A 17,434-nucleotide genomic window follows, 5' to 3' on the forward strand; every position below is an offset into this window, starting at 1 on the left:
CCAGGAGCCCTCAGCGTGAATGCTGTCATGAAATCGGGATTGCAACGCCTGCGCAAGCTGGATCTGCCCGGACTGCCCCCGGCCCTGCTGAAGAGCCTGTTGCCCCTGGGTCTGTTGGCCGTCGGTCTGACCGCCTTGGTGCTGATGTGGATGTGGAGTGACCAAGCTGCCTACAAGCCGGTGTTCGGCGCCCGGGAAAAAGTGCCTGCGGCTGAACTGATGGCCGTGCTGGAGGCTGAACACATCGCCTATCGGGTGCACCCTGACAGCGGCCAGATTCTGGTGCCAGAAAAAATGCTGGGAAAGACCCGCATGCTGCTGGCAGCCAAGGGCGTGACGGCCAAGCTGCCGGCCGGGCTGGAGCTGATGGACCGCAACGACCCTCTGGGCGTCAGTCAGTTCGTTCAAGATGTGCGCTTTAGGCGCGGTCTGGAAGGCGAGTTGACCCAGAGCATCCTGGCACTGGACGCAGTGGAGTCAGCCCGGGTGCACCTCTCGATTGCCAAATCCAGTTCTTTTGTCGTCAGCGACGGCAGCAAGAGCTCGGCATCGGTGGTGCTGACCCTGAAATCCGGCCGACGCCTGAGCAACGAGCAGGTCGCTGCCATCGTCAATCTGGTGGCGGGTAGCGTGGCCAGCCTGGAGCCTCAGCGCGTCAGCCTGATCGACCAAGCGGGCAACCTGCTGTCCGCCCATGTGGATCTGAGCCAAGGCCTGGACGCGATCAATGGCAACGAAGCTGCCGCACGCTACCAGGAAAGCACCCTGCGCAGCGTGCGCGAATTGCTGGCCCCGGTGCTGGGTGAGGACAACTTCAAGGCCAGTGTCACAGCAGACATTGACGACGATCGTGTTGAGGAAACCCTGGAGCGCTTCGGCGCCGACCCCCGCGTGACCTCGGAAGCCGTGCGCGATGAACAGGACCGCAGCCTGGCCGCCATCGGGGTACCCGGTTCACTGAGCAACCGCCCCGTCAACAGCGTGCCCGCCACGGGTAACAACACGACCGCGCCGCTCAACCCAGGCGCAGCGGCCACCACACCCCCAACGCCAGGCTCCGACGGCAATGTGGCGCGCAAGAACGCGACCACCCGCCAGTACGCCTATGACCGCAGCATCAAGATGATCAAACGTGCCCGCAGCCGCCTGGCCCGTCTGCACGTTTCCGTGGTGCTGAACAGTTCCGCAGCCCCCAAGGGCGGCAACTGGAGTGAGTCCGAGTTGGCCGACATTGAAAAGATCCTGCGCAACGGCCTGGGCATCAATGCAGAGCGTGGCGACCACCTGGCCGTCACGGCCCTCGCTTTCCCTGCCCGAGCCGACCTCCCGGCTTGGTGGCAACAACGCGACAACGTACTGGACCTGCTCACACCGGTGGCTTGGCTACTGGGTGCCTTGCTGGGCTTCTTCCTGCTGGTTCGACCTCTGCTCCGCCTCGCCCAGGCCCGCCTGGCACCGGGCCTGATGGCTCAGCCCCCGCGCCTGGAGGGCGAACCTGAACTGGCGCCACTGGGTGCCATCGAGGGTCCGAATGGCAGCACCCCCGCCGGCACCGACCCGGCAGCGCTGGGCACGGCCGGAATGCCCGTGGTGCCCTTGCTGGAGAACTATGCCCTGCCTCCGGCAGGCTCGCCTGTGGATGTGATGGTCAACCACCTCCGGGTGCTGGCTGCCAAGGAGCCCGAACGCGTGGCCGAAGTCGTCAAACAGTGGGTACAAAAACATGGCCGAACCGAATGAACTGAGCCTCCAGGGCGGCCTCGCCCCCAGCAACCCGCTGGAGCAGGCTGCCATCGTGCTGCTGTGCATGGGCGAAGATCCATGAAGAGCTCAACCAGCCCTCCAGGTCACTGCAGAAGATTGCCGAAGCCATGCCGGGTTTCGGCATCCTGGCCGCGGTACTGGGCATTGTGATGGCCATGAACACCATTGGCGCCGGGGCCGGCTCGGCTGAGATCGCCGAAAAAGTGGCAGCCGCCATGGTCGGCACCTTCATCGGTATCTTTTTCTGCTACGGCGTGCTGGATCCGCTGTCCAACGTGATGAAACAGTTGGTCAAGCAAGAGCTGTCCACCCTCGAGTGCGTGAAGGTGGTGCTGGTCACCCATGTGTCAGGCAAGCCGCCTCTGCTGGCCATCGACGCCGGACGTCGCCTGGTGCAGCTCAACATCAAGCCCAGCTTCGCCACCCTGGAGGGCTGGATCGATGCCCTCAGCCAGGCCGGTGATGGCGGCGATCGCCGCACACCCAACCGCCGCGCCGGAGACCCCAAATGAGCACGGGTGCACGCGACAAAGGCCACGACACCGTCGTCAAGCGGGTGAATCGCAAACACGAAGAGGAAAGCCACGGAGGCGCCTGGAAGGTGGCGTTCGCCGACTTCTGCCTGGCCTTGATGTGCCTGTTCCTGGTGCTGTGGGTGCTGGCCGCGCGCAACACCGAGCGGCTGGAAGAGTCGATGCGAACCACCCGTGGCAAGCTGTTTGACGAGGGCACCGGCCGCCATATCAAGAGCCTGACCAGTGCCACCGGGAGCCTGATCCCTCGCGAGCCGGTGCCGTCGCAAGGCGATGCCCCGCCGGACGCCCGCCGCGCCTACACCAATGGCGAATCCGGCAGGCCCGAGAAGCTGATCGGCCAAGCCTACCCGCGCACGCGCTACGACTCGGAGGCCGAACTGCGCAAGCTGGCCAGCACCCTGATGAACCTGAGCCAGGATGCCGGCCTGGACAGCAATGTGCAGACCATCGTGATGCCCTATGGGCTGCGCGTGATGCTGCACGACACAGAACAACAGGGCATGTTTGAACGCGGCAGTGCCCAACCCACCGAGCGGGCCAAACGCCTGCCGACCACGCTGAGTTCGAAGGTGGGCTCCACCAGGCCTTTGAGCGCAGCCTGTTCTGCCAGCAACTGGCGCGCGGCGGACTCGATCTGGGCCGCTCCTTCGATCGGGGGGGTAGCGGCAACGGCAGCCAGGCAGGCCGACGCCCCAACACCGACCAGGGCACGAGCAGCCCATGCAAGAACGGAATTTTGGGTCATCTAGAAAAGAGGAACGATATGGGAATTCAATTTGACAAGGCCATGGGCGTGCATGCCGAAACGCTCAGGCTGCGGGCGGATCGTACCAAGATCCTGGCCTCGAACCTGGCCAACGAAAGCACGCCAGGCTATCAGGCACGCGACATCGATTTCGGGGCCTCGCTGCGCCAAAGCGCCGATGGCGCAGCAACGGGTCTGATCGACAGCGCCGCTCCGGATCTGCTGTACCGGGTGCCCAATCACGCGACCCAGGATGGCAACACCGTGGAGTTGGGCGTGGAGCAGGCCGAGTTTTCACAGAACAGCTCGGACTTCCAAGCCAGCCTGGCCTTTCTCAACATGAACATCAAGGGCCTGGCCAAGGCCATCGCGGGGCAATAAGCCATGTCGTTTCGCCAGATCACCCAAATCGCCGGCTCGGCCTTGACGGCCCAGACGGTGCGCATGAACACCATTTCGAGCAACCTCGCCAACGCGCAGTCGGCCTCCGGCAGCGATGCCGCCACCTACCGGGCCCGCAAGCCCGTGTTCTCGGCCCTCAGCGCCCTCGGCGGCGACGCCAGCCAGGGCGGCGTGCGCGTGCAGGTGCTGGACGTGGTGCAGAGCGACGAGCCCCTGCGCAAGACCTACGAGCCCGGCAATCCGCTGGCCAACGAACAGGGCGAGGTCTTCTACCCCAACGTCAACCCGGTGGCCGAAATGACCGACATGCTGTCGGCCTCGCGGGCCTTTGAAACCAATGTGGAGGTGCTGGGCCGCGTCAAGTCGATGCAGCAGTCCCTCCTGAAACTCGGAGAAGGCTGAACCCATGGATGCCACCCTCAACCCCAGCGCCCAGAGCGGCGCCAGCAGCACTGGCACCAGCAGCGCCGTGAGCAGCAATGGCTCGATCTCCAACATGTTCACCACCCTGCTGGTGGCCCAGATCAAGAACCAGAACCCGCTGGAGCCCACTGACCCAAGCCAGTTCGTGAACCAGCTGACCCAGCTCAGCCAGATGGAGGCACTGCAAAAGCTCAGCGACCAGGGCAGCAGCAACGCCGCCGCACTCGGTAGCCTGCAGGCCCTGGCTCTGGGCGGCCAGGTGGGCTCTCAAGTGACCGTCAAGAGCGACTCGGTGAGCCTGGCCACCGAGCCGGTGCGGATCGGCTTCACCCTGGGCAGCAACAGCACGCGAACCACCCTGCTGCTCACCGGCAGTGATGGCCGGCAAAAGAGTGTCGAACTGGGTTCGCACAACGCCGGCGATGTGGCCTACAGCATCGACCCCGCCGCCCTGGGCCTGCCGCCCGGCCGCTACACCCTGGCCGTGCAGACCAGCAGCCAGGAGAGCCCCAGCCTTGAAGTGACCGGCACGCTCAGCAGCGTGCAACTGTCCAGCGCAGGGGGCGCACTGCTCAACGTGACAGGCGTGGGCCAACTGGGCAGCGCCGCCCTGACGCGCTTCAACGGCAAACCCAACACCACCACCACGGCCTCGGCCACCCACTGACCCCGAAGGAACACCATGAGCTTTGAAATCGCACTCTCCGGCATCAACGCCATCAACACTTCGCTGGACACCATCAGCAACAACATCGCCAACTCGGGCACCTATGGCTACAAGTCAAGCCGCGCCAACTTCTCGTCGATGTACGCCGGCAGCCAGCCCACCGGGGCGCAGATCGGCTCGGTGACCCAGAGCATCAGCATCGGCGGCGGGGTGCAAACCACCGGTCGCGGGCTGGACGCCTCGATCCAGGGCCGGGGCTTCTTTGTCACGAAGGACGCCACCGGGGCCGAGCAATACACCCGGGTCGGCATCTTCTCGACCAACAAGGACGGCTATCTGGTCGACAGCAATGGCCGCAAGGTGCAGGGCTACAACGCCGTACTGGACGCCTCGGGCGTGCCGGTGGCAGGTGCCGGCCTGGGCGCGCTGGGTGACCTCAAGGTCCCCTCCGGCCAAGTGGCGGCTCAGGCCAGCACCAAGCTGAGCTATGTCGGCAACCTGTCGGCCGACTGGACCGCCCCCAGCGTGACCCCCTTTTCAGCCACAGACCCGCTGTCTTACAACAGCTCGCTGGTCTCGGTCGTGTATGACTCGCTGCACGCCAACAACCTGGCCAACCTGCAAACCCCCGGCTTTCGCGCCGATCTGGAGCTGGCCACCAGCCGCAAAGTGCCTGGCTACGGCTACGACGCACGCTACATGAACCAGCTGCAAGCCAACGCGGTAAACACCCGCGCCGGGACCCAGGTCGAGACCGGGCGCGAGCTCGATGTTGCCGTGCAAGGTGAGCAAGAACAGCGCCGGCTTGCTGGTACTGCGCAACGGCGGCAGCCTGGGCGCCGACCCTGCGGTGCAGGTGCGCGGCGGCCACCTCGAAGGCAGCAACGTGTCTGCGGTCGAGGAGATGGTGTCCACCATGAACCTGAGCCGTGACTTCGAATTTCAAATGAAGCTCTTCAAGAGCGCCGACGAGATGGCGGCCAACGGCAACCGACTGCTGCGCGAATAAGCGCCCACGCCACACCCGCCCCGAACCAGCCCATACCTGCAGGAAGCCCGCAACGCCCATGAGCATGATCAACAACGCCCTGTCGGGCACCATGGCCGCACAAGCCGCTCTTAACCTGACCAGCCAGAACGTGGCCAACGTGATGACACCGGGCTACACCCGGCAAGGCATCTTGCTGACCTCGGCTTCGTCCTCGCGCACCGGGGCACTGGCGGCAGGCGACGGGGTGAACACCCCCAGCCTGTTCCGATTCAGCGACGACTACAAAAGCCAGCAGATGTGGAACGCGGCGTCCAATCAGGGGCAATACAGCGTGGTTCAGCCCTACCAGACGCAGTTGGAGCAGGTCATGGGTGACGATGGCTCCACCCTCAACACCGGGCTGGATGCGTTTTTCAGTGCGCTCAACGCAGCCAGCGTGGAACCCAGTTCAAGCCCATTGCGCCAGCAGGTGATCAGCGCCGCCGATGCGCTGGCCCAGCGTTTCAACAGCCTGAACCAGGTGCTGTCGGCTCAACGTGCCTCGGTACAGCAACAGCGAGGCACCCTGGTGGACCAGGTCAACAGCCTGTCCACCGAGATCGCCAAGCTCAACGATCGGATTTCAGGCGCCTCGGCGACGGGCACCAGCACCTCGAGTCTGGTTGACGAGCGCGACAACAAGATCGACTCGTTGGCTGCCCTGGTGGGCGTGTCGGTGGTCAACCAGCCTGATGGTTCGCGCAGCGTGTCGCTGCGCAACGGCGAGCCGCTGGTGGCGGGCAGCCTGGCAGCCCGGATGTCGGTGCAGACCTCGGCCAGCGGGGTTCAGTCCTTGGCCGTGAAATTTGCCAGCCAGACCTTCAACGTGGCCAACACCCATGCGGGCGGCCAACTCGGAGGACTGGGTGATTTCGAAACCCGTGTGCTCACGCCGCTGACACAATCGATCTCGGACATGGCCAGCCAGATCAGCAGCCAGGTCAATGCCCAACTGGCCGCCGGCTTCACCCAGGCCGGCACTGCCGGTTCGGCGCTGTTTGTCTACAACGCCAGCAGCGTGTCGGGCATGCTGCAGATCACCCCGGGTGTCCAGCCGAAGGACCTGGGCTTTTCGTCCAGTGCCACCCTGCCCGGTGACAGCGGCAACCTGCTCAAGGTCATCGCTCTGAAGAACCAAGCCATTTCGGTGACTTCGCTGGGCACGGTGCTGATGGGCGACGCCTACACCCAGTTGGTCAGTCGACTGGGCACCGAAAGCCAGCAGAACCAGGCATCACTCACCGTGGCCAACACGGTTCGCACCTATGCCAGGTCGAACTGGCAAAGCACCAGTGGCGTGAACAAGGACGAGGAAGCCATCAACCTGGTCCAGTACCAGCAGATGTACCAGGCCAACATGAAGGTGATCTCGGTGGCCAACCAGCTGTTCGACAGCACACTGGCCCTGCTGCCTTGACCCGGAGACCCTGATGCGCATCGCCAGCACCCAATACCAGGCCACCATGGTCAATGCCTTGCAGAACGCCAACGCGCGTCTGTCCAACGTGATGGAGCAGATGGCCTCAGGCCAGCGCATCTTGCTGCCCTCGGACGACCCCGTGGCCACGCTGCGCCTGTCGCGACTGAACCGCGAGGAAGCCGCCCTGAACCAGTACCGCGACAACATTGGCGCGCTGAGCACCCGGCTGACGCAGAACGAAACGGCACTGGGTGGCATGGTGCAGGACATGCTGGGTGCCCGCGACCTGCTGCTGTGGGCAGGCAACGGCGGCAACACCCCGGCCGACCTGTCGGCCATGGCGGGCTCGCTGAGCGCACTGCGCGACAGCCTGCTCTACAGCAGCAACCAGCGCGACCAGGAGGGCCACTACCTGTTCTCGGGCACCGCCAGCGACACGGCCACCGTGAGCTACAACGCCACGGCGGCCGTGGGCACACGTTACAGCTTCACTGGCAACACCGGCACGCAGCAGGTGGTGGTGGGCGAAGGCGTGACCCAGAGCGCCAACAGCACCCTGCCCGGCATGGCCCAGTTGCTGAATTGGCTGGACAGTGCCGTGCAGTCACTGGATGCCCCCTTGGCTGCATCAAGCCACCGGGCACTTTGGGCAAGGCCTGTTGTGTCGGTGCCGGCAGGGGGCACCCTCATGCCGGCCTCGATCCACCGCTCCCAAACCCAAGCCAGTTGTCATTTCTGTGCAGCTTGATGCATCGCCATCCACATCGGTGGGGTCTGAAACGTCGGCATGGTGACGGATGCATGGGCCTGTTGTGCGTCATCGCTTCCTTGGGCCGGATCCGGTGGCAATTCGATGACGAAGCGACAGCCCTGACCGGGCTTTGAATACAGCAAGACCTCACCGCCATGAAGCAGGGCCACATGACGGGTGATCCAAAGGCCCAAGCCGAAGCCTTGTGCCTTGTCGCCATATTGGCCACGTTCAAACTTGTCGAAGAGCCGGGATTGAGCCTCAGGGGTCAGACCAGGCCCCTGGTCAATGACCGATATGCGAAGCCAGCCCCTGTCGTTCAACTCGGTGCGGACGCTGACCTGCCCCTGGCGCGCGTATTTGACGGCGTTGTCGATGAGGTTGGAAAGCGCCATCCTGAGCAATGTAGGGTCGGCCGTCCAGACCGTCAGCTCGGGGCTCTGGGACAGCACAAGCCAATGCCTGGGCGACCAGTGAACCAACTGGGATGCCTCATTCACCAAGTCTGCGAGGCTGAATTCCACGGGTACAAGCTGCAATCCACCAGAACGAAACCGTTCACTGCACAAGCTGTTGTCGACCAGCGCGCTCAGACGCCGGCAGGCTCGTCGAATCTGAGCGGCATGTTCAATCTGGCGCCCAATGTCCTGCTCCGGGAAACTCATCTGCTCGGTGGCCGCACTGTCAATGACCGTCAAAGGGGTTCGGAACTCATGGCTGATCATGCTGAAGAACTGACGCTGCTCAAGCAACATTCGGCGCTCCTGATCCAAGGCCAGTTGAAGGGACTGCTGTGCCCGCCCCAACTCTGCGGTACGCTCTTCGACGCGGGTCTCCAGCATCCGCTCGGAGGCAGCCAGCGCCTGATGCGCCTGACTGCGCGCTTCGTGGGCCTGCCTGAACTTCTGGAGCAGGCCTGCCCCGATGCCTGCGGCCGCGATGGCAAACAAGGCCAGCAACTGAAATTGCCAGACGGCCGAGGTGTCGAAATTGGACGCGCGTGACCCGGTGAATTCGGCCAGCGTCAGCGCCATGTTGACCGAATGGAATGCATAGGTCAGCAGCAGCAGGCCGCGCTCGGCATTCAGGCCGTTGCGGCGGATGCCAACAACGCAAATCCAGGTGCCGGCAAAGACGCTCAATGCCGGGCTGATGATGCCCAGCAAGGCGACCTCCCGGTACCAACCCCATGGAATGCTGAGCACGGCGACCAGGTCCAGCAGACACAAAGCCCGCAGAAATTCATGCACGCCCCGCCATGAACGCTGCCCTCGGGTCAGCAACTCCATCGTCAGCCAGGCCAGTGCCGACGCCACCAAGAAAACACCCAGGCCCACAAAATGACTGGCCCACATGGGGTCGCGCTCAAACAGCCAGATGTTGTGATAGCCGCGAAGATTGAAGGCGTGGATCAGGGTCAGGGCCCCCAGAACTGCGATGGCGCCAAGCCGACGCTCTTTGAAGATCAAAGCACTCCCGCCGACCACCAACAGCAAGGAGATGCCCAAACCGAAATACAGCCCAAGCCCCCATGCTTCCCGCTCCAGCTGGCCCAGAAGGCCATCGGAAAGCCATAGCCTTGCCTGCACTCTCATGACACTGCTGCTCTCGACCCGGATCAAAATGGGCTCGTGAGGGCGCAGGCGAAACAGAAACAGGCGGGTTGGCAAGCGCTGGATGGCCGGGCGCAGATCGCCCGCGCTTTGCGCAACCCAACGCCCCTGGTGCTCCTGGTACAGCGTGATCCAATCCAGGTAAGGTGGCCCGATCTGCAGCAGCAGTTCGGGCCTGTCTTGCAGCTCCGCAGGCAGCACCAAGCGTATCCAGGCGACTTTCCGGGTATATCCTTCGCTCACCGGCCCATGGCGCCACTGAAAATCCCCCTCGGGCTTCGCCGCAACCTCTTCGACCGTGGCCTTGCCGGAGACATCCATCCATTGTTGCCAGGGCCACTGGCTGCCCAGGTCGATGGGCTTGCCGGCTTCAAGCCTTTCACGCCACTCAGCGGCCTGCAAGCACGCGCTGGCCAGAAAAATCAATAGAAACAGCAGTCCCTTGAATGTGAGTTTTTGTGAGTACTTGTGCATGGCGTGCCCAGTGCAAGACCTGGAAAATCCGGGACCATAAGCTTTCATGATGCCTCAGACACCCACCACTCCAGCCGTCACCTCCATCGCCGTCGTGGAGGATGACGAAGACATTCGAAACAATGTTTGCCGTTTCCTGAACAAGTCAGGTTTCCGGGCCTGGGGCGCCGCATCGGCCGAGGACTTTTACGTTGCACTGCTGCGCGACCATGCCGACCTCGTGCTGGTGGATCTCGGCTTGCCAGGAGAAGATGGCTTGTCGCTCGTCAAACGCTTGGCGGAGAAAGGTATTGCTGTGGTGGTCTTGACTGCGCGGGGGGATCTTTCGAGCCGCATCACCGGCCTGGAGTCGGGCGCATTGCAGTACTTTGTCAAGCCGACCGACCTGAACGAGCTGGTGGCGGGAATCCGCTCTTTGCTGCGGCGCGTTGGCCGCTCCCCTGGCGCTGAAGTCGTGCAGGCGTCCTGGCGCCTGCAGATTGCAGAAGCCGTGCTGGTGTCCCCCAACAACAAGCAAATTGCGCTGACCACCCGTGAGCTTCAATTGCTCGGCTGTCTGGCCCGCACTCCTGGCGCAGTGGTCAGCAAGTCGGCCCTGATCGAATCGATCGGCGGAGGGGATGCGGACGAGGCGTTTCACCGCGTCGAGTCACAGCTCAATCGCCTGCGTCGCAAGACCTTGACCGAAACAGGCCTCCCTTTGCCCGTGCGTGCGATCTTTGGCCGGGGTCTGGTCTTTGTGCCGTGAGACCATCGCACGCAAAGGTGGGGGCAAACGACCGGCCGTTTAAGCTCAGCGGCCCGACGGCAGTGGGCCGTGTATGCCGAAATTCGCCATGCTCTCTTTGATGTTGATCCTGCATGGCACCTCGCTTGTTCAGGTGTCTGGCGTGACATGACGTCTACTTTGAACGAGATGGATGTCGAGATCCGACAAAGCGGTTCATCAAAACAATCAGGACACACAGCTTATGACCACGATGGTCTCCAACCTGGAGTTGCTGCGGCGCATACCGGTGTTCAGTCGCCTGACGCCATCACAGGCCGAGTCAATCGCCGAGGCCCTGGAGAAGCGACGATTCAGACGGGGAGAGGTTCTGGTGCAACAACATGCCCATTCGGACCTGCTTTTCATCTTGCTCACGGGTCGCGTGCGGGTCACGTCCACTGACAAATGCGGACGCCAGCTCGTGCTGTGCAAGCTGCGCGGTGGCGACCTGCTCGATGAGATGAGTTTGATAGACAACGAGCCTCATACCGCCACCATGCAGGCGGAAACCCACACCGATGTCCTGACGCTGGGCCGGACCGATTTCCTGCGCTGCCTGCAGGAAAACACCCACGTGGCCCACGCGGTCATGGTCCGACTGGTGCAGCGCCTGCGCCAGGCAGATCGCAAGATCGAATCCTTTGCACTGCTGGACGTCCATGGCCGCGTGATAAGGTCATTGCTGGAGCACGCCGAACAGGGCCCAGATGGAACGATGGTGATCCGCGAAAAAATCTCTCGCCAGGACATCGCCAAGATGGTGGGCGCCTCTCGCGAAATGGTCAGCCGTGTGATGAAGGATTTGGAGGCTCGGGGTTACACCCAGACCGACGCGTCTTGCCAGATCACGCTCCAGGGCCCTTTCATGCAGGATTTTCTGTGACAGACGCAACGGGTGGGGCCAACCCGGTTGAGGGGCTGGTCAGTGGGGGGGGCACCCTTTCATCACGGAAGGTTCAGCCCCTCGCCTCGGTGGACTAGGGCAGACGCCCCGCGGGCGGGCCAAGCCATGATCAGGCGGCCCCGATCCGATAGAACGCAGGCGGTGCCTCCCCCTTGACGGCGTAGCTGCCCACGGCCCGTTCACGGTACACGCGGGGGTTGTGCGAGCTGATGGTGCGGGCGTTGCGCCAGTAGCGGTCCAGGCCCTCGGTGCGGCGTGCGGCCGAAGCGCCCAGGGCGTCGAACAACTCGGTACTGGCGTCGAGCACCAACTGGGTCACCACCGACACCGACTGGTCCACCTCGACATTGGCCAGCACGGTGGCCTGGGCCTTGGCCTCGGCACCCGTGGCGTCGTACACGCGCTGCAATGCGGCGGCGGCCTGCAGCACGATGGCACCGGCCCCGTAGGCCGCGCTGCGCACACGACCTACCACCTGCAGGATCTGCGGATCGTCCGACACCCGGCTGGCATTGCCATGGCTGTAGATGCGCTGGCGTTCGCGCACGCGCTGGGCCACATCGTCGGCCAGGGCGCGGCCGATGCCGGCCAGCGTGGCCAGGTGCACCAGTTGGTAGTAGCCCGTGCTGTAAGAGAAGCGCTCCAGGCTGGGGTTGACCCACTCGGGCTCGATGGCCACCGCCCTGAAGCGGGCCGTGCCACTGCCGGTGAGGGCCTGGCCAAAGCCGTCCCAGTCGTCCAACACCTCCACACCGGCGCCACGGCGTGGCACCAGCACCAGGATGGATTCCTCGCGGTCGTTGGCCACAGCGGTGTTGATCCAGTCGCCGAACAGCGAACCGGTGGTGTAGAACTTCTCGCCCTCCAGGCGCAGGCCCTCGGGGGTCTGGCGCAGGCGGGTCGAAAAGCTGCCCACCTTGGCGTCGCCCGCCTCCGAGAAGCCCGAACCGACCAAGTCGCCGGCCGCCACACGGGCCAGCCAACGCTGACGCCAGGCCGGGTCGGCGGCGTTGAGCACGTCTTCGGTGAAGCCCTGGTGGGCGCGCACGGCATTGACCACGTTCGAGTCGGCCGCACCCAGTTCGATCAGCAAGCCGAACAGCTCGGGCAGCGTGGCGCCCAGACCGCCCAGCTCTTGCGGCAAGCGCAGCTTGGTGAAACCTGCCTCACGCAGCCAATGCAGTTCTTCGTGCGGCAGGTGCCGCTGCAGATCACGCTCGACGGCCCCCGCGCGAATGCGTTCGAAGACAGGGCGAAAGCGCGCGGCCAGGGCTTCGTACTGCGGGCTGGGGGCGGCGCCCCAGGCGGATTGGACTTGGGTCATGGTGATCCTTGCGGTGTGATGTGCGTTGGAGGGAGCGGCCGGTGGCTGCGTTCAGGGGTTCAGGGCCGCACTGAACGAGGTGTCGATCACCTTGCGGGTGTCGAGCGCGGCGGGCAGCACCTCGACCTTGCGCAGAAAATCGGCCGTGCCTTGGATGTCCTTGGCGGCCTGTGCGTCCACCGGGCCCACGGTGAGCTTGGCCTGGCGCAGCCAGTGGCGCGACACCTCGCGGTCGAGGTTGGCGCGCTGCGCCCAGGCGTCGGCATAGCTGTCGGTGTTGGCGTCCACCCAGGCACGGGCCTTTTTGAGGCGTTGCAGAAAATCGGCGATGGCGGAGCGCTTGGCCTCAATCGAGGGTGCATAGGCCGCGATGGTGCTGAGCGCCGGGATCACGCCCTCGGCAGTGAACAGCACCCTGGCGCCCGATTGCACGATCTGCTGCGATACATAGGGCTCCCAAACCGGGAAGGCATCGATGCTGCCCCCAGGCAGGGCGGTGGCCGCATCCAGCGGCATCAGCTTGACGAACTGCACGTGGTCGGCGGGCAGCCCGGCCTTGTCGAGCGCACCGAGGGTGAGTTGCTGGCTCCAGGCACCGGGCCAGTAGGCCACCTTCTTGCCCTTGAGGTCGGCAATGGTCTTGGCGGTGGAGTTCTTGGGCACCAGGAGGGCCACCGTCTTGGGGTTTTGGCGCGTCACGCCGATGAGGCGCACATTGCTGCTCTTGGAGGCCAGGAACAGAAAGCCCGAGTCGCCCAGAAAGCCGATGTCGATGGCACCGGCATTGAGGGCCTCAGACAGCGGAGCCGCAGCCTGAAAGCCGGCCCACTCCACGGTGTAGGGCGCGCCCTCCAGGGCCTTGGACAATTCAACCGAGGCACGGATGTTGTAGTAGTTCTGATCGCCCACCTTGAGGACGACCTGATCGGCCGCATACGAGGAGGCGACCCACAGAAGACCTGCCAGCAGGGCAGGCAGACGACGACGGAGCTTGGAGATACGCATGGGTGTTTTTTGCAATGGGTTCGGTGGGTCTGTTGTTTCAACGCAGGCCCGGGTTGCGCCAGACGATGTCGGTGACATTGATCTTGCGGGGGATGATGCCCAGCGCCTGGAAGGTGTCGGCCAGCTGCTGTTGCTGCGCGATCTGTGTTTCGCCCACCGGGCCCAGCGAGAACTCCGAGCGCCCGAACACCGACACCCAGATCTTGGCGTCGATGCCCGAAGCCTCGGCCGCCACCGCAGCCAGTTCCTCAGGGTTGCGGCCCGCCTTGACCGTGACCTTGCCGATCTCATCGAGCACCGCGGCCAGCACCGCGGGATGCTTGTTGGCAAAGTCGCGGTTGGCCATGTAGTACGAGGAGCTGGTCAGGCGTTTGTCGCTGGTGTCGGCCAGCACGCGGGCGCCATAGCGCTGCTCGGCAATGGCGTAGTAAGGGTCCCACACGGTCCAGGCGTCGATGTTGCCGCCATTGAAGGCGGCGGTGGCATCGGCCGGGGCCAGGAACACGGGCTCGATGTCTCGCAGCGTGAGGCCCACGGTGGCCAGAGCCTTGATGGTCACGTTGTGGGCGCTCGACCCCTTGCCAAAGGCCACCTTCTTGCCTTTGAGCTCGGCCAGGGTCTTGATCGGCGAGTTGCGCGGCACCAGCACGGCATGGGGTGACGAGGGCGTGGCCGCGGCATACACCAGGTTCGAGCCACCCGCCTGGGCAAAAATGGGCGGGGTGTCTCCCACCGATCCGGCGTCAATGGCACCCGCCCCCAGGGCCTCCAGCATGGGCGGGCCGAACTGAAACTCGACCCACTTCACCGACTCGACCCCCAAGGCCTTGAGCCGCTGTTCGATCACGCCCTGCTTGCGCGCCAGCACCTGGATGGCCGAGCCCTTCTGCCAGCCCAGGCGCACCTCCTTCGGCAGGGCCGCGCTGGGCGTCTGTGCATTGGCGGATGCGGCAGCGCCCCACAGCAAGGGGCTGGCGGTGGCAGCCAGGGTGGCGGCGAAATGTCGGCGGTTCAGTGACTTGAGGGGCATGGCGGTGATCGTCTGTGGAGGTCAGTAAAGGCGCCAGCGTAGGCAGCAGCACACCCGGTGTCGAATGACATTCCTGCCAAAACTTATGCAAAACCCAACTAAACAGACATAGACGCAGCGCGCATGTCGATGTGACGAATGCGTCCTTCGCGCCGGGGGCTTGGGGTGATGGAATCGGCCACTTCTTGCTTTTCTTGCTTTTTACTAGCTTGCCAACCCCGCCATGAATGCCTTCCAAGCCGCCCAAGTCGCAAACCGCCCCTCACGACACACCGCAGGGCACCAGCCCGCCCGATGGCTGCGACGCCTGACCTGGACCCTGGCACTGGGCCTGGGCCTGACGCAAGTGGCGCTGGCCGAGGGCGTTACCCTGCGCGTGGGTGACCAGCGTGGCAATGCCCGGGCCGCTCTGGAGGCCTCGGGCGAATTGCAGCAAGTGCCTTACAAGATCGTCTGGAGCGAGTTCCCCAATGCGGCCCCGCTGCTGGAGGCGCTGCGCGCCGATGCCATCGACGCCGGCTCGGTGGGTGACGCCCCGCTGACCTTTGCCGTTGCCGCTGGCGGGCTGGAGGCCAAGGCCATTTTTGCCACCAGCTACGAGGGCAACGCCATCATCGTGACGCAGGCCTCGCCCTACAAAAGCATCGAAGACCTGAAGGGCAAGCGCATTGCCGTGGTCAAGGGCTCGTCGGGCCACAACCTGTTGCTGCAGGTGCTGAGCAAGGCGGGCTTGGCTGCCGATGCGGTGCAATTGGCCTACCTGGCGCCTTCGGAGTTCACGCTGGCGCTGACGCAGGGCTCGGTCGATGCGGCCGTCACCTGGGAGCCCTATGTGTCGTTTGCCATCCTGAAATCAGGCGCCCGCATCCTGGTGGATGGCAAGAACTTCCCGGCGCTGTCGTACCTGGTGGCCTCCAACCACGCACTGGCCGACAAGGACAAGGCTGCCGCACTGAAGGATTTTGTGGCCCGCAACGCCCGGGCCCGCGTCTGGGCGCAGAAGAACACCGAGCCCTACTCCAAGACCATCGCCAAGCTGGTGGGCATCCCGGAGGACGTGGCCCTGTCCAAGCAACGCCGCGAGGGCCATGCCCCGCTGGCCATCGATGACAGCATCGTGCGCCTGCAGCAGAACACCATCGACCTGTACGTGGAGGCCAAGCTGATCCCGCGCCGCCTCGATGCCAAAGACCTGCTCGACACGCGCTTCAAGCCCTGAGCTCAGAGCCCTGACATGAGCATGCACATTGCCCTGTACCTGGCCGAAATCGGCAGCCAGCACGGCGCCTGGCGTCACCCCAAAGCGGGCAACACCCGCCCGCTGGACTGGCGCTTTTACCGCGACCTGGCCCAGAAGGCCGAGCGGGCCTGCCTGGACATGGTGTTTCTGGCCGACAAGCTGTCGGTGGACGATGTCTATGGCGGCGACTTCAGGGCCACGGTCGAGTCGCGCGCCCTGCCCCAGCACGTCGAGCCGCTGAGCGTGATCGCCTCGCTGGTCGGGGCCACCACGCACATCGGCCTGGCCGCCACGGTATCGGCCACCTACACCCAGCCCTACACCGCCGCCCGCACCCTGGCCACCATCGACCACCTGAGCGGTGGCCGCGTGGCCTGGAACGTGGTCACCTCGGTGAGCGACGGCGAGGCCCGCAACCACGGGCTGGATCAGCACCTGGGACACGACGCGCGCTATGCCAAATCGGCCGAGTTCACCCGACTGGTGAAGAAGCTGTGGGACAGCTGGGAGAGCGACTGGCTGGTGCGCGACCAGGCCACGGGCCGACATGGCGACGCCAGCAAGCTGCACTATGTGGACCACGACGGCGACTGGTTCAAGGTGCGCGGCCCGCTGAACGTGCCGCGCCCGCCACAAGGGCACCCGGTGCAGGTACAGGCCGGCGTGTCGGGCAACTTTGAGCGCACCGCCCTGGAGCAGGCCGAGGTGGTCTTTGGCGTGCAGCCCGATCTGACCCGGGCCCAGGCCTTCTACCGCCGCTTCAAACAACAGTTGACCGAGGTGGGACGCTCGCCAGACAGCCTGAAGGTGCTGCCCGGCATCGTGCCCATCATCGGCCAGACCCGACGCGAGGCGCTGGATCTGGAGCGTGAGCTCAAAGAGCTGGTGCTGCCCGAGGCGGCGCTGAGCTTCATGTCGGCCAGCATGAACCACGATCTGGCGCAGTACCCGCTGCACCAGCGGGTGCCCGACATCGCCAGCCAGTTGACCGGCAGCCGGGGGCGCTTTCAGGGCGTGCTGCAAAAAGCGCGCGACGAAGGCTGGACCGTGGCCCAACTGGGCACCTGGTACGCCCAGAGCCTGGGCTTTTTCTCGCCTGTGGGCACGGCCAGCGAGGTGGCTGACGAGCTCAAACGCTGGCACGACGAAGGCGGCGGCGACGGCTTTGTGGTGCTGCCCGCCATCATGCCCCTGGGCGCGGACGACTTTCTGGAGCAGGTGGTGCCCCGCCTGCAGGACCGGGGCGCCTTTCGCACCGCCTACCCGGGCCAGACGTTGCGCGACACGCTGGGGCTGGCCGTCCCGCCCAATCAGTTCTCCAGCGCCACGGTCTGATC

Annotated in this window: 17 protein-coding genes and 1 pseudogene; 14 read left to right on the plus strand and 4 right to left on the minus strand. The window is 64.6% G+C overall.

Annotated features, from left to right (window positions below; translation table 11 throughout):
- Positions 1-27: 27 nt before the first annotated feature.
- The 10 genes and pseudogenes from fliF to flgL all read left to right on the plus strand — a co-directional run bounded on the left by fliF (position 28) and on the right by flgL (position 7,735).
- Positions 28-1,740, plus strand: coding sequence for a flagellar basal-body MS-ring/collar protein FliF (fliF, locus tag F624_RS0103980; protein WP_019572972.1), 1,713 nt, complete (start codon positions 28-30; stop codon positions 1,738-1,740).
- Positions 1,741-1,817: 77 nt separating this feature from the next.
- Positions 1,818-2,276 (plus strand): annotated as a pseudogene (locus F624_RS0103990) (MotA/TolQ/ExbB proton channel family protein); the annotation flags it as partial.
- Complete coding sequence (locus tag F624_RS0103995) at positions 2,273-3,049, plus strand: flagellar motor protein MotB (protein WP_019572975.1); 777 nt, start codon at positions 2,273-2,275, stop codon at positions 3,047-3,049. The pseudogene F624_RS0103990 and the gene F624_RS0103995, both read left to right, overlap by 4 nt.
- 14 nt (positions 3,050-3,063) lie before the next feature.
- Positions 3,064-3,426: a flagellar basal body rod protein FlgB gene (gene flgB / locus F624_RS0104000; protein WP_019572976.1), complete on the plus strand. Its 363-nt coding sequence runs from the start codon at positions 3,064-3,066 to the stop codon at positions 3,424-3,426.
- A gap of 3 nt (positions 3,427-3,429) precedes the next feature.
- Positions 3,430-3,849 (plus strand): flagellar basal body rod protein FlgC, encoded by a 420-nt coding sequence (flgC, locus tag F624_RS0104005; protein ID WP_019572977.1) that lies wholly within the window; start codon positions 3,430-3,432, stop codon positions 3,847-3,849.
- Positions 3,850-3,853: 4 nt separating this feature from the next.
- Positions 3,854-4,537, plus strand: a complete 684-nt coding sequence (locus tag F624_RS0104010) for a flagellar hook capping FlgD N-terminal domain-containing protein (RefSeq protein ID WP_019572978.1) — start codon at positions 3,854-3,856, stop codon at positions 4,535-4,537.
- Positions 4,538-4,552: 15 nt separating this feature from the next.
- Positions 4,553-5,470, plus strand: coding sequence for a flagellar hook-basal body complex protein (locus tag F624_RS36445; RefSeq protein ID WP_051107287.1), 918 nt, complete (start codon positions 4,553-4,555; stop codon positions 5,468-5,470).
- Positions 5,454-5,546: a flagellar basal body rod C-terminal domain-containing protein gene (locus F624_RS36450; RefSeq protein WP_019572979.1), complete on the plus strand. Its 93-nt coding sequence runs from the start codon at positions 5,454-5,456 to the stop codon at positions 5,544-5,546. Before F624_RS36445 ends, F624_RS36450 begins: the two co-directional genes overlap by 17 nt.
- A 58-nt stretch (positions 5,547-5,604) precedes the next feature.
- Positions 5,605-6,984: a flagellar hook-associated protein FlgK gene (gene flgK / locus F624_RS0104025; protein ID WP_019572980.1), complete on the plus strand. Its 1,380-nt coding sequence runs from the start codon at positions 5,605-5,607 to the stop codon at positions 6,982-6,984.
- A 13-nt stretch (positions 6,985-6,997) separates the two neighbouring features.
- Positions 6,998-7,735 (plus strand): flagellar hook-associated protein FlgL, encoded by a 738-nt coding sequence (flgL, locus tag F624_RS0104030; protein ID WP_019572981.1) that lies wholly within the window; start codon positions 6,998-7,000, stop codon positions 7,733-7,735.
- Here the strand turns inward: flgL and F624_RS33240 are convergent.
- Positions 7,717-9,825: a sensor histidine kinase gene (locus F624_RS33240; RefSeq protein ID WP_019572982.1), complete on the minus strand. Its 2,109-nt coding sequence runs from the start codon at positions 9,823-9,825 to the stop codon at positions 7,717-7,719. The genes flgL and F624_RS33240 overlap by 19 nt on opposite strands.
- Before the next feature lie 49 nt (positions 9,826-9,874).
- Here F624_RS33240 and F624_RS0104040 point away from each other — a divergent pair, with 49 nt between their 5' ends.
- Together F624_RS0104040 and F624_RS0104045 are read left to right on the plus strand one after the other, a co-directional pair.
- On the plus strand, positions 9,875-10,573 hold the full coding sequence (locus F624_RS0104040) for a response regulator transcription factor (protein ID WP_019572983.1): 699 nt from the start codon (positions 9,875-9,877) through the stop codon (positions 10,571-10,573).
- A 223-nt stretch (positions 10,574-10,796) separates the two neighbouring features.
- Complete coding sequence (locus F624_RS0104045; RefSeq protein ID WP_043425471.1) at positions 10,797-11,477, plus strand: Crp/Fnr family transcriptional regulator; 681 nt, start codon at positions 10,797-10,799, stop codon at positions 11,475-11,477.
- A gap of 130 nt (positions 11,478-11,607) precedes the next feature.
- Here F624_RS0104045 and F624_RS0104050 read toward each other — a convergent pair whose 3' ends face one another.
- The 3 genes from F624_RS0104050 to F624_RS0104060 are packed head-to-tail and all read right to left on the minus strand — an operon-like array spanning position 11,608 to position 14,857.
- The gene (locus F624_RS0104050; RefSeq protein WP_019572985.1) at positions 11,608-12,822 is read right to left on the minus strand and encodes an acyl-CoA dehydrogenase family protein; all 1,215 of its coding nucleotides are present in this window, start codon (positions 12,820-12,822) and stop codon (positions 11,608-11,610) included.
- 51 nt (positions 12,823-12,873) lie between these two features.
- Positions 12,874-13,827, minus strand: a complete 954-nt coding sequence (locus F624_RS0104055) for an ABC transporter substrate-binding protein (RefSeq protein ID WP_019572986.1) — start codon at positions 13,825-13,827, stop codon at positions 12,874-12,876.
- Positions 13,828-13,864: 37 nt separating this feature from the next.
- Positions 13,865-14,857: a sulfonate ABC transporter substrate-binding protein gene (locus F624_RS0104060; RefSeq protein ID WP_019572987.1), complete on the minus strand. Its 993-nt coding sequence runs from the start codon at positions 14,855-14,857 to the stop codon at positions 13,865-13,867.
- Positions 14,858-15,080: 223 nt separating this feature from the next.
- On the opposite strand from F624_RS0104060, the gene F624_RS0104065 reads away from it, so the two are divergent.
- Positions 15,081-16,076 carry an aliphatic sulfonate ABC transporter substrate-binding protein gene (locus F624_RS0104065; RefSeq protein ID WP_019572988.1) on the plus strand — a complete coding sequence of 332 codons (996 nt, stop codon included), beginning with the start codon at positions 15,081-15,083 and terminating at the stop codon, positions 16,074-16,076.
- Between the two features lie 15 nt (positions 16,077-16,091).
- On the plus strand, positions 16,092-17,432 hold the full coding sequence (locus tag F624_RS0104070; RefSeq protein WP_019572989.1) for an LLM class flavin-dependent oxidoreductase: 1,341 nt from the start codon (positions 16,092-16,094) through the stop codon (positions 17,430-17,432).
- The last annotated feature ends 2 nt before the right edge of the window (positions 17,433-17,434 follow it).

The organism is Curvibacter lanceolatus ATCC 14669, from assembly GCF_000381265.1.
GTDB lineage: Bacteria > Pseudomonadota > Gammaproteobacteria > Burkholderiales > Burkholderiaceae_C > Curvibacter > Curvibacter lanceolatus.